The following is a 12080-nucleotide window of genomic DNA, read 5'->3' as shown; positions in this document are numbered from 1 at the left end:
GATGGAAGACATCACCAACCTGCTCAGCCTGGCCGACAAGATGCTCTGGGTGACGGCGCTCGTCGCCGCCCCGGTGCTGATTGCCTCGCTGGTCGTCGGCCTCGCGGTCGGCGTCGTCCAGGCTGCCACGTCGGTCAACGAGCAGACCCTGACCTTCGTCCCCAAGCTGGCCATCACCGCATTGGTGCTGGTTCTCTTCGGCGGCTCGATGATGACGCTGATCGGCGACTTCACCCAGGAGATCTTCGCCCAGATCGCGAACATCTCGCAGGCGGAGCGCGTCCTGCCGTGATGAACCTGGACTTCGGTTTCGGCGCGCTTGAACAGGATTTCTGGCGGCTGCTCTTCGTGATGACCCGCATCGGCGCGGCGCTTGTTGCCGCCCCGCTGTTCGGGACCGCGAGCGTGCCACCCCAGCTTCGCGTCGTCGCAGCCGGAGCCATTGCCGTTCTCGTCTGCGCCTGGACCGACGTCCAGGCTCCCGCAGCGCTGTTCTCGCTGGCAGGGATGGTATCGGTTGCCGGTGAGGTCCTCATCGGCCTCTCGCTCGGCTTCATCCTGCAGGTCGCCTTTGCCGCCCCTGTCCTTGCCGCGGAAATCATCGGCGGCTCGATGGGCATGAGCATGGCCACCGCGGTCGATCCCAACTCGGGTGCGCAGTCGCCCGCTCTCGGCCAGTACTTCTCGGTGGTCATCACCCTCGTCTTCCTTGCCCTTGGCGCCCACCTGCAGTGGTTCTCGCTGGTAATCGAGAGCTACAAGAGCTTCCCCCCGGGCCACACCTGGCTCGGTGCAGAGCGCCTGTCCGAAATCGCCGGTTTCGCCAGCTACATGTTCGTAACCGCCGTCACCATCGCCCTGCCGGTCAGCCTGATCCTGCTGATCGTCCAGATGGTCACCGGCGTCCTCAGCCGCTCGGCACCTGCGCTCAACCTCTTCGCGCTGGGCCTGCCTGCCGGCGTTCTGGCCGGCATTGCCGCCCTGCTGATTTCCGCCCCGGTCCTCACCGACCTCGTCACCCGCATTTCCGCCGATGCCATCGGCGCCACTTCGGACCTGTTGAAGCCATGAGCGAACAGAGCGGCGAAAAGAGCTTTGCGCCAACAGAGAAGCGCAAACGCGACGCAGCCCAGAAGGGCGACGTCCTTCGCTCGCGCGAACTCGCCACGGCTGGCGCCGTCACCGTGGGTGCGGTGTGGATGCTGGCCGCCGGTCCCTGGGTCCTGGAACGGCTGAGTGAAACGCTGCGGGCCGGTTTCGTCTGGGACCGCGCCGCGATCGACGATTTCGAGCCCGGCCAGCTGATCGTTTCGGCGGCCATCTCCGCCCTGCCGCCCGTATTCCTGCTGGGCCTGGCGATCATCGCGGTTTCGCTGATCTCGCAGCTCGGCTTCGGCGAGGGTCGCTGGATCGGCGGCAACATGGCGCCCAAGGCCTCGCGCATCAATCCGATGTCGGGCCTCAAGCGCATGTTCGGCCCGAACGGCTGGATCGAGATGGGCAAGGGCATCGCCAAGGTCGGCCTGCTCGGCACGATCGCGTGGTTCTGGGCCGACGGCCGTCTCGAAACCATCGCCAAGCTCGGCCGCGGCGACCTGTTCGGGCAGCTTTCCTATGCCTGGCACGGCGTCATCATTCTGCTGTTCTGGCTTGCCGGCGGTCTCTTCGTGATCGCGCTGGTCGACGTGCCGGTGCAGATGGTCCGCCGCCTCTCGCGCCTGAAGATGACGCTTCAGGAGATGCGCGACGAGAACAAGGAAAGCGAAGGCTCGCCCGAGAAGAAAGCCGCGATCAGGAACGCCCAGCGCAAGATCGCGATGGGCGGCCTGATCCCGGCCATGAAGGAGGCGCAATTCGTCATCACCAACCCGACGCACTTCTCCATCGCGCTCACTTACGATCCGGACAAGGCCCATGCCCCGATCGTGCTGGCCAAGGGCCGCGGCGACAAGGCGCTCGCCATGCGCGAACTGGCCGCCGAGTACCAATTGCCGGTCCTCGAGTATCCCGCACTTGCCCGTTCGGTGTTCTACACCACCCGCGAACGCCAGGTGATCCGCGAGGAGCACTATGCCGCGGTCGCCGCGATCCTTGCCTTCGTCATGTCGCTCAAGCGCGGCGAAAAGCGCGTTCGCCCCGAAGTGTCGGTGCCGGTCACGCTGCGCTTCGACGCCAACGGCAATCTCGACCCGGCTTCGGTGCACTGATCGTGGCTTTCCCGGAAAAAACCGTTTCCAACCCCTTAAGCCCGGCACGGCAAGGCCGTCCTAGAGGTACATGGTAGACAGCACATCCTCGACCAGTTCGGCGACGTCATCGCTGATTTCGTCCCTCGGCGCAGGGAGCGGGATCGACTTTGCCGGACTCGCCGCAAGCCTGTCGGCCGCGCAGTTCGCCGCGCACAGCGATCAGCTCGCTGCCAAGTCGGAGAAGCTCGACGCCAAGATCTCGGCGGCTTCGAACATCAAGTCGATGCTGCTCAACCTCGACACCTCGTTCGGTACGCTCGTGCGTTCGGGCGACCTGGCCCGCACCCCGGTCGTGGCCAACGGCGCGGTGGCCTCGGCCTCGCTGACCGGCACGAGCCAGCCGACCGGCACGTTCTCGCTTGAAGTCACGCAGCTCGCCTCGGGCCAGCGGATCGCCTCGAACGCCTACAGCGCGGCGACCGACACGGTCGGTTCGGGCACACTGACCCTGCGCTTCGGCGCGGTTTCGGGTGGAACCTTCACTGAAGACACCGGCCACGCCTCGGTCGACATCGCGATAGCCGCAGGCTCGACGCTGTCGCAGGTGGCCTCGGCCATCAACGGCGCCAATGCCGGCGTCACCGCCTATGTCGCCAACACCGTCAGCGGCGCGCAGCTCGTCCTGCGCGGTCCGGAAGGCGAATCCAACGGCTTCGTTCTCGAGGCGACCGAGGATGCCGCAGACCCCGGCTTGTCCAACCTGGCCTGGAATCCCGGCTCGGCGAACGGCCAGCTCCTGGCGACGGCGCAGGACGCCAAGTACAACGTCGACGGTCTGGCAATGACCTCGAGCTCGAACACGATTTCCGAAGCCATTCCGGGCGTGAAGCTGACGCTGGGCACGACCAATGTCGGCGCGCCGACGAACGTGACTTTCAACGATCCCACCGATGTCATCGAATCGGCGATGCAGGACTTCACCAGCGCGCTCAACGAACTGATGTCGGAACTGAACGCGGCGACGGCAATCGGTGGGGACCTGGCCAACGACGGCGGCGCCCGGGCGCTGAAGCGTTCGCTCTCGCAGCTCGCCGGCACCACCGTGATGCCCAATGCGACCGGCGTGGCCAAGACCCTGGCCGACCTCGGCCTCAAGACCGAGCGCGACGGCACTTTTTCGCTAGATACCGAACGCTTCAAGGCGACGATGGAAGCCGACCAGGACGGCGTCGTCGCGATGTTCACCAACGGCATCTACGGCGTCTACGCGACCTTCGACGCGATCTACCGCAAGGCCAGCAGCACAAGCGATCCCGGTTCGCTGGGCGGCTCGATCTCGCGCTATTCCAAGCAGCTGACCGAAGTGACCGAGGACCAGTCGGACCTCGTCGTGAAGCAGGAGGAGCTTCGCGCACGCATGGTCGCCCGCTTCGCCAAGACCGAGACGCGGATCAGCTCCTCGCAGTCCACCCTCTCGTTCCTCCAGAGCCAGATCGACATCTGGAACAACTCGGGCAACAACTGACATGCTGGCGCACCGATCCCCTCACGAAGCCTACCGCCGGGTCGATTTCGACGCCCGCGTCAAGGGCGCCAGCCCGACCGAACTCGTCCACTTGTGCTACGAACATCTCGTCAGCGCGCTGGGCACCGCGATCCATGCGGATCGCATCGGCGACAACAGCCTCAAGAGCCGGTCGATGACCCGCGCGCTCACCGCAGTCACGGCACTGCAGCTGGGCGTCTCGGGCGAGAACGAAATGGCAGCGGCGCTCAATCACCTTTACGAATCGGCACGCCGCACGATTCTCGACAATGCAGTGGCCTTCGATCCGCGCACGGTCGACACGCTGCGCACCGACTTCATGGAGATCGGCCAGGCCCTCCAGGCCGGCTGAGCCGGATTGACGCCGAGATCGCACGGTTTCGGTTGCCAGCGCACAAGCGTTTCCCGGCGTCTGGAATCCGCAAGTCCCAATCACCTCGAGATCGGGGGCATCCTGCCGCGCATGGCCGCAAGACTGCGCGTAATTCCCTAAGGGTAATCCTGTGGGGAGAGAGCAGTGGAACGCATTTCCAACCTGATCCTGATAGACGGCGATACCCGCCGGCGTGCCGCGATCAGCCATGCCCTTGCGACGAACCAGATTCATGTCGAGCCTTTCGAAAACATTTCCGAACTCGGCGCGGCCTGGCCCAGCTCAGGTGTCGTCCTGCTGCATGAGCAGGCCGGGGCGATTTCCAGCCTGATCGAACAGATGGCCAGGCACGGCGAATGGTTTCCCATTATCGCCTTCAGCGAATATCCCTCACCGCCGCGCATCGTGCAGGCCGTACTCGACGGGGCGATCGACTATGTCGGCTGGCCGATCACGGCAGAGGAACTGAACGCCTCGCTCCAGCGCGCGATCCGCCGCACGGACGCCTTCGGCCACGCCAAGCTGCGCGAAGTTATGGCCCGGGCCCGGATCGACCGGCTCAGCCGCCGCGAAAGGGAAGTGTTGGGCGGCGTGGCAAGCGGCCTGTCCAACCGGCTGATAGGTGAAAGGCTCTCGATCAGTCCGCGCACGGTTGAGATTCACCGCGCCAACATGCTTACAAAACTCGGGGCCAGCCATACCTCGGACGCCATTCGCATTGCGATCGAGGCGGCCCTGATCAAGTGACGCAAAGCCCCTTTGGCAGCCGCTCAGTGAAGGCGCGCGGCGGGCGGCACTTCAAAGGCTTCCAGGTCTTGCCGGTCGAAATCCAGCCGCGCGAGCAGCAGGGAAACATGCGCCGCCAACAGGGCCAGGGCGACGGTCGCTCCTTCGGAAATCATTTCCTCGGATTCGTCGTCCATGACCACGGTTGCAAGGCAGGAGCCGCTCCCCCCGCGTGAGAGCATGAAGGCGACCTCGGGGCCAAGAATTGCAAGCACGGCGCTTTCCGCCGCTCCGCAGGCCAGCATCGCCTCGACTACCGGAAAATCGAGTTCGTGCTTGAGTGCCAGCGGCGTTCCCTGGAGCAGAAGACCGGCCTCGCGAATGCGATCGCCTTCCTCTTCCGCGTCGCTGCCGACGCAATCGTTCAGGAAATCTCGAAGTCTGGCCGTCCAGACTTCCCAATCCGTTGTTCGCTCAATCACGTTGCCCGACCCGTTTTGCCATCGCCCCACACCCGCCAGACGACATGCAAGTTCACCTGTCAATCCGCAGATTCCGCGCAACATAAGGCGCCGTCCCACCTTGCTACAGCATGACTGCACAAGGTGAAGCGCGGATTCAGACATGCAGATCCGCCAGAAACGATCAATGCGTCTCCCGGCGCATCGCTCAGCGTGCAGTCGTTTTGGCGTTGGCAGTGTGGGCGCGCTCTTCGAACCAAGGCACCATGCGTTCGATCGCTTCCTCGACCAGCGCAGTGGACACAGCGAAACTGAAGCGCATGAAGCGGTGCCCGTCGACCGGATCGAAATCGATGCCCGGCGCCGTCGCGACGCCGGTATCGCGGAGCAGTTGCTGGCAAAGGGCCAGGCAATCGTCAGTCAGGTGGCTGACATCGGCATAGATGTAGAAAGCCCCATCGGGAGGTGCGATCTTTTGCAATCCCAGGCGCGGCAGCGCGGCCAAGAGCAGCTCACGGTTACGGGCATAGACCTCGACATGGCCTGCCAGTTCCTCCCGGCAGTCGAAGGCGACCAGCCCTGCATGCTGGGCGAGGACCGAGGGCGTCAGGAACAGGTTGGACATGCGCGCGCGCGCCGCATCGACCAGATCGGGCGGAACGAGCAGCCAGCCGAGGCGCCATCCGGCCATCGAGTAGTACTTGGAGAAGCTGTTCACGACCACGGCATCGGGCGCATATTGCAGCATCGACTGCGCGGCCTGGGTGTAGCTCAGACCGTGATAGATCTCGTCCGAAACGATCCGGATGCCCTTGCGGCGACAGACTTTTGCTATTGCCGCAAGTTCCTCGGGCGCAATGATCGTGCCGGTCGGATTGGCCGGGCTGGCGACGATCAGGCCATCCGGCACAGGGTCCAGGGCATCGAGCGCGGCTGCCGTGATCTGGTAGCGCTCGGTCGGCCCGCAGGCGACTTCGACCGGCTCCAGATAGAGCGTCTTCAGGGTATTGCGGTAGGCAACGTATCCCGGCCTCGCGAGGGCGACACGCGCGCCAGGCTCGAACAGGCTGGTGAGCGCCAGGACGAAGGCAGGAGAAGCTCCGCAGGTCAGGATCACCTGCTCCCGGTCCAGCTTGACGCCATAGGCCTCGTCGTAATGGCGGGCGATGCGCTCAAGCAGGGCGATGTTTTCCCAGTATCCGCCGGGCTCGCTGTCGAGCACTTCGTGCGCCTTTGCGATGGCCGCGGCCGGTGCGCCGGTGGAAGGCTGCCCGTATTCCATGTGGATGACGTCGCGGCCGCCTTCGGCAAGCTCGTAGGCGAGACGGCCGATCGACATGGCGTGAAAGGGTTCGACTTTTGCAACCATGGGCGGTTGCTAGGCTTGCAGCATCGCTTGCACAAGCCGGAGGTGCAAATCCTTGGGCCGGTGCCATCCGGTATACTTCAAAAGGGGTACCACCTGCCCAGAAATTTCTATCTAATTATATGAAATAAAGAGATAAGTTAAAATGGGCGCACTCATACAAGTTAGTCAGAGCATGTGCAGCGGTTTCGCATCATGTTGAAGACAGGCAAGCGGAGGTTTTCGGCGAACCGCCCGCTTGCCGCTCGTTTGACGGGGCCATGATGATCTTACGCTTTCTACGCGACCGAACGGCCAGCTCTGCGGCCGAGTACGCCCTTCTGCTGGCGATGGCCGGCGGCGGCATCGCCATCGCCGCGCTGGCCCTGAGCGGCTCAATCAACTTTGCCATGGCCGACGGCGCCCATTCGATAGCCAGCGGTGACAGCAGTTCCTCAGGCGGCGGCTCCTCTGGCGGATCGGGCGGAACTTCATCGGGCGGCACCTCATCGGGCGGCACTTCGTCGGGAAGTTCGAGCGGAGGCAGCAGTTCGGGCGGCTCAAGTTCGTCCGGCGGGGGCACGACAACCGGGGGTTCGACCACCGGTGGATCCACTACAGGAGGATCGACCTCTGGCGACACGTCTGGCGGGACCACCACATCCAGCACCAGCAGCACATCCGGAGGCACGACCACGACCAGTGGCGGCACGAGCACGGGCGGCGGCAACGGCAGTTCCTCGGGCGGTGGTAACGGTAGTTCCTCGGGGGGCAGTACATCCGGCGGGGTAACCGTGCCGCCCGGATGCAAGAATGGCAACGGCAAGAAGGACTGCCCGCCCACTTGAGGCCATCGCACGCCGCGTCTTGCCGATCGGGCTTAGTGCCGCGCGGGCTCAGTACCGCTCGATGGTGATGTGCTGCAATTCGTGAACCGGCCGCAGGCGCCGGCGCAGTTCCGCGGTATCGACCCGTTCCTCGTGAACGGAGACACCGACGATGGCAGCGTGGGCCTCGGGTCCGACGCGCCAGACATGCAGGTCGCAGATCACCGCATCGCCCGGAGCCTCCAACAGTTCGCGCACTTCTGCCGCAACATGGTCATCGGTACGATCCAGCAGGACGGAGGCGGTGTCGCGCATGAGCGTCCAGGACCAGCGGGCGATCACCAGCGCGCCGACGAGGCCCATAACCGGATCGAGCCAGACCCAACCGAGATAGCGCCCGGACAGCAAGGCGGCGATGGCAAGCACCGAAGTCAGCGCATCGGCAAGGACGTGCATATAGGCCGAACGCAGATTGTTGTCCCCGTGCCCGTGGCCATGATGATGCCCCTGACGATGCCCGTGGTCGTGATCGTGCCCATGGTGGTGCCCGTGGTGATGCCCGTGGTGATGATCGTGGCCATGATGGTGATGGCCCGAAAGCAGCAGGGCACTGACGACGTTCACGGCCAGGCCGATGATCGCGATCACGGTCGCTTCGCCGAAGGCAACGCGTACCGGGCTAAGCAAGCGCATGAAGGATTCGAAACCGATACCCAGTGCAAACATGGCCAGCACCAGCGCCGATGCGAAGCCGGCCAGATCGCCCACCTTTCCGGTCCCGAAGCTGAAAGCCGGGTTGCGCTTGTGCCGTTTGGCATAGGCATAGGCCATCGCCGCAACGCTCAGCGCGCCGGCGTGGGTCGCCATGTGAAAACCGTCCGCAAGCAGGGCCATCGATCCGGTCAGATATCCGGCCACGATCTCGCCCGCCATCATGACGGCGGTCAGGGCCACGACCCATAGCGTGCGGCGCGCATTGGCATCGTGCGACGCGCCAAGGAAATCGTGGTCGTGGATGAAGTGGTCTATTTCAGGCTGGCTCGCCATCTTCGGCCGTCTTTCTATTTCGCGTAGCGCCGGATCGCCGCCAGCAGGGCCTCGGCCCCGGCTTCGCGCTCTTCCTGCGAGAGTTGGGGCGCGGCGACATGTTCCTTCATGTGCGCCTCGATCAGTTCGTCGATGAGACCGTTCAGCGCGCCGCGCACGGCGGCGGCCAGATGCAGGGTCTTGGTACAGTCCTCGCCACCGACCAGCGCGCGCTCCACGGCCTGGAGCTGACCGACGAGCCGGCGCACGCGCAAGACAAGGGCGTCGTTGTTGGCGGAGAGGTGTCCCATAGGATACCCCCCTATCCTATAAGCCACTTATCCGGCAAGACGATCCATCGAGCGCGCCCGCACTGGCCAAGTCGACAGGCGGGCATGGCTTGGGCATTATGCCGGGCAATTCGGGGTCGATGCAGGGTCCGCCGTGGCTCGGCGGTGTAGCGGCTCGCCATGTGAACTGGGGTCATCGATGCCGCAATTGTCCGATCTGGACCGTCACCTTCCCGCGCCACTTGCCGAAGCCGTTGCGCCGCTTGCACGCCTGGCGCAGTTCAAGGCCGGGCAGACGGTCATGGGCCACCAGGACGAGACGAGCGACGTCTTCGTCATCCTCGAAGGCACGCTGCGGATTGAACTGCTCTCGCAGAACGGACGCGAGATCACGCTCAGCGATGCCGGTCCGGGCGCACTCGTGGGGGAATTCGCCGCGCTTGACGACCAGCCGCGCTCGGCAACGGTCATGGCCACTACCAAGGCAAGTCTGGCGCGTATTCCCGGGGCGGCCTTTCGCGAAGCCGCGTTCGCGCATCCGGAATCGGCGGAGTGGCTGACCCGCCGCCTCGTGCGCATGCTGCGCCAGCTCAACGAGCGGATCTTCGAGCTCAATGCCCTTGCCGTGCGCAGCCGCCTGCACTGCGAACTGCTGCGCTTCTGCCTCGATACCGGCTTTAAGGGTAACGAGGCGACGATCACGCCTTCGCCCACTCATGCCGAGCTGGCCAACCGCATCGGCACACACCGCGAGGCAGTGACCCGCGAACTGCGCTACCTTGCCGAACAGGGCATCACATCCAGTTCCGGGCGCAAGCTGATCGTCTGCGACATTGCCCGACTGGCGGAAATCGTGCGCGCCGCTGCCGGGGACGTCGAACTGATCCAGCGGGCCAACCAGGCCGGAATCGGCCGCGGCACGACCTGACCAGCCAGCAACGCAACGATCCCATCGCGGCATTGTGGTAAAAGTCACAAGGCCCCTGTGGTCTAGGTCACTGCGCTCAACCTCCAGTCAGGGTTAACAGGTTCTTGTCCGGAGCGTGCGACCCCGCTTTCGGATGCGACCGGAAGCCAGTGTGAGGCTTGCATGCGACCTTCGGTCTCCCCCTTCCATCCGGATTCACTCGCAGACTAAGGCGGCAGCCGGGCCCGCATACTTCGAGCCCATCCCCAACACGGCTGCCGCCACTTTTCCGAGATGCAACGAGATGGCCCTTCCCGACGATGCCGGTAGGGGTGCCGACAAGATCGAGAAGGGCCGGTCGACCCGCCAATGCGGGTCTATGCGATCGGAGGCGATCGCAAGGCGTTCCTCCCTGACAACCTGTGCCGGAGCGACCTGAGTGCGGAACATGTCGCCCCGGCGGAGCCACCCTTTTCAGGGCGCCCCCAGGATTGACCTGTCAACTCGTGCCTCGACAGGTGCTACCCTACAGCTCTTGTTATTGTCCGATACCGAAAGTGCCTGCGGTCGCTGCGCCAACAGCCAACCGAAGAAAGCGTGCCGCGCATCGCCGCTGGCCCATGCACCGTGCCGGGCGAGCGCGGCCACGGCGCCGCCCTTTGTCAACCGATCTGCTCCCGGCTTGGGATCAATACAGGACATGGTCAGCGCCTTCTTCCAGTGGCCAGGCTGCTCCCACCTTCCGCATGCCCGGCACAGCTGATAGACGATGAGTTTACCACGCTATGGGAATTTGCGTATAATTTTTTACTAACCTAGACAAGCAACATGCAGAAGATACTCAATATCATCTTGCTCATTACTTACCGCGCTGCAGCAAGAGCCTTCTGACGTCGGCGCTGAACTGAACTTCCCAGCCCGATCGCCTCCCGGTACTTTGCGACCGTGCGTCTCGCCAGCGCAAAACCCTTGCCGTTGAGCAGCTCGACCAAGGCATCGTCGGACAGGATCGCCTTGGGATCCTCGGCGTCGATCAACTGCCTGATTGCGGCCTTCACGGCCTCTGCCGAGGCCGCACCCTCGCCGCCCGCGCCGCTGACGCCCGAGCTGAAGAAATACTTCAACTCGTAAGTTCCGCGCGGACAGTTGAGGAACTTGTTCGAAGTCACGCGGCTGACGGTCGATTCATGCATGCCGATCGCTTCGGCCACCGCGCGCAGGGTCAGCGGCTTGAGCTGGGAGACGCCGTGCCGGAAGAAGCCGTCCTGCTGCTTCACCAGTTCGCTCGCCACCTTGAGGATCGTCTTCTGCCGCTGGTCGAGCGCCTTGATCAGCCAGTTGGCATCGGCGAGCTTTTCGGAAAGCCACGCTCGCGAGGTCTTGTCCTCGCAAGTGCCCTTGAGCTCGACGTAATAGCCGCGATTGACGATCAGGCGCGGCAGCGTCGCCTGGTTGAGCGCGATGTCCCAGCCGCCGTCGCTGCGCGGAGTCACGAGGATGTCGGGCGTGACGGCCCCGCTTGCCTCCCCGCCGAAACGCGCGCCCGGCTTGGGGTCGTAGCTGCGCAGTTCGGCCAGCATGTCGGCGAAATCCTCGTCGTCCACGCCGCACATGCGCTTGAGGCGAGCCAGTTCCCCCTTGGCGACAAGGTCGAGATTATCGATCAGGCGCGCCATGCACGGATCGTAGCGGTCCGCCTCGCGCGCCTGCAGGGCGATGCACTCCGACAGTGAGCGAGCACCTACACCAGTAGGATCAAGCGACTGGACGAGGAGCAGCGCATCCTCGACCGCATCCTCGGACACACCGAGATCGGCTGCCAGTTCGGCAAGGCCGGCATGGAGATAACCGGCATCGTCGAGCAGGCCGATGATGTAGCGCGCGATGCCCGCCTCGACGGGATTGAACGCCTCGGACCCCACTTGCGCCTGCAGGTGCTCGGCAAGCGACGCTGCACCCCCGGCATGGTCCTCGATACCGGGCCCGGCCTCGCCGCCGGCCATGCGGAATTCGCTGGCCCAGTTGTCGGCAGTGCCGCTGGTCGAATTGCCTGCCAGTTCGCCGTCACCGGTATCGCGGTCCCGGTCCAGCGATCCGGCGTCGATGTCGAGCGGCCGGTCGTCGCTTGCCCGGCCTTCGCCGATCAACTGGTCGACCGGAGAACCTTCAAGCGTCGTGCGCCGGGCTTCCTCGGGCATTTCCACGGCTTCGACCGGAGGAGGTGCCGGTTCCGCACCGACATCGAGCAGGGGATTGGCGTCGAGCGCCTCGCCAATGAAGGTTTCGACTTCGAGATTGGACAGCGCCAGCAGCTTGATCGCCTGCTGGAGCTGCGGCGTCATGACCAGCGACTGGCTTTGCCTCAGGTCTAGCCGGGGCCCCAGCGCCAT

At 64.5% G+C, this 12080-nt stretch carries 13 protein-coding genes; 7 read left to right on the top strand and 6 right to left on the bottom strand.

Translation table 11 applies throughout. From position 1 onward, the window contains the following. The first annotated feature begins 1 nt into the window (after position 1). The 6 genes from fliQ to JI59_RS12640 all read left to right on the top strand — a co-directional run bounded on the left by fliQ (position 2) and on the right by JI59_RS12640 (position 4855). The gene (gene fliQ, locus JI59_RS12665) at positions 2 to 292 is read left to right on the top strand and encodes a flagellar biosynthesis protein FliQ (protein WP_007012325.1); all 291 of its coding nucleotides are present in this window, start codon (positions 2 to 4) and stop codon (positions 290 to 292) included. Next, the gene (gene fliR, locus JI59_RS12660) at positions 292 to 1071 is read left to right on the top strand and encodes a flagellar biosynthetic protein FliR (protein WP_013834339.1); all 780 of its coding nucleotides are present in this window, start codon (positions 292 to 294) and stop codon (positions 1069 to 1071) included. The genes fliQ and fliR overlap by 1 nt, the downstream gene beginning before the upstream one ends. Continuing rightward, complete coding sequence (locus tag JI59_RS12655; RefSeq protein ID WP_007012327.1) at positions 1068 to 2207, top strand: EscU/YscU/HrcU family type III secretion system export apparatus switch protein; 1140 nt, start codon at positions 1068 to 1070, stop codon at positions 2205 to 2207. Before fliR ends, JI59_RS12655 begins: the two co-directional genes overlap by 4 nt. 70 nt (positions 2208 to 2277) lie before the next feature. Beyond that, positions 2278 to 3714 (top strand): flagellar filament capping protein FliD, encoded by a 1437-nt coding sequence (gene fliD / locus JI59_RS12650; RefSeq protein WP_007012328.1) that lies wholly within the window; start codon positions 2278 to 2280, stop codon positions 3712 to 3714. Between the two features lies 1 nt (position 3715). Continuing rightward, positions 3716 to 4087, top strand: a complete 372-nt coding sequence (locus JI59_RS12645; protein WP_007012329.1) for a flagellar export chaperone FliS — start codon at positions 3716 to 3718, stop codon at positions 4085 to 4087. Between the two features lie 165 nt (positions 4088 to 4252). Next, positions 4253 to 4855, top strand: coding sequence for a response regulator transcription factor (locus tag JI59_RS12640; protein ID WP_007012331.1), 603 nt, complete (start codon positions 4253 to 4255; stop codon positions 4853 to 4855). A gap of 23 nt (positions 4856 to 4878) precedes the next feature. Here the strand turns inward: JI59_RS12640 and JI59_RS12635 are convergent, their stop codons facing one another. The 5 genes from JI59_RS12635 to JI59_RS12615 all read right to left on the bottom strand — a co-directional run bounded on the left by JI59_RS12635 (position 4879) and on the right by JI59_RS12615 (position 8804). Next, positions 4879 to 5316 (bottom strand): hypothetical protein, encoded by a 438-nt coding sequence (locus JI59_RS12635; protein ID WP_007012332.1) that lies wholly within the window; start codon positions 5314 to 5316, stop codon positions 4879 to 4881. Positions 5317 to 5503: 187 nt separating this feature from the next. Continuing rightward, entirely contained in the window at positions 5504 to 6664 is a 1161-nt protein-coding gene (locus JI59_RS12630; protein WP_007012333.1) for an aminotransferase class I/II-fold pyridoxal phosphate-dependent enzyme, read from the bottom strand. Positions 6665 to 6854: 190 nt separating this feature from the next. Next, positions 6855 to 7370, bottom strand: a complete 516-nt coding sequence (locus JI59_RS25650; RefSeq protein WP_053226577.1) for a hypothetical protein — start codon at positions 7368 to 7370, stop codon at positions 6855 to 6857. A gap of 166 nt (positions 7371 to 7536) precedes the next feature. Then, on the bottom strand, positions 7537 to 8514 hold the full coding sequence (gene dmeF / locus JI59_RS12620) for a CDF family Co(II)/Ni(II) efflux transporter DmeF (protein ID WP_007012336.1): 978 nt from the start codon (positions 8512 to 8514) through the stop codon (positions 7537 to 7539). A gap of 14 nt (positions 8515 to 8528) precedes the next feature. Next, positions 8529 to 8804, bottom strand: a complete 276-nt coding sequence (locus JI59_RS12615; RefSeq protein WP_007012337.1) for a metal/formaldehyde-sensitive transcriptional repressor — start codon at positions 8802 to 8804, stop codon at positions 8529 to 8531. A gap of 178 nt (positions 8805 to 8982) precedes the next feature. Here JI59_RS12615 and JI59_RS12610 point away from each other — a divergent pair, with 178 nt between their 5' ends. Further along, positions 8983 to 9711: a Crp/Fnr family transcriptional regulator gene (locus JI59_RS12610; protein WP_007012338.1), complete on the top strand. Its 729-nt coding sequence runs from the start codon at positions 8983 to 8985 to the stop codon at positions 9709 to 9711. 842 nt (positions 9712 to 10553) lie between these two features. Here the strand turns inward: JI59_RS12610 and rpoN are convergent. After that, positions 10554 to 12080 carry an RNA polymerase factor sigma-54 gene (rpoN, locus tag JI59_RS12605; protein WP_007012340.1) on the bottom strand — a complete coding sequence of 509 codons (1527 nt, stop codon included), beginning with the start codon at positions 12078 to 12080 and terminating at the stop codon, positions 10554 to 10556.

Origin of the sequence: Novosphingobium pentaromativorans US6-1 (assembly GCF_000767465.1) — a bacterium.
GTDB lineage: Bacteria > Pseudomonadota > Alphaproteobacteria > Sphingomonadales > Sphingomonadaceae > Novosphingobium > Novosphingobium pentaromativorans.
Note: the sequence above shows the minus strand (reverse complement) of the source record. Positions and strands in the feature narration are given on the sequence as shown.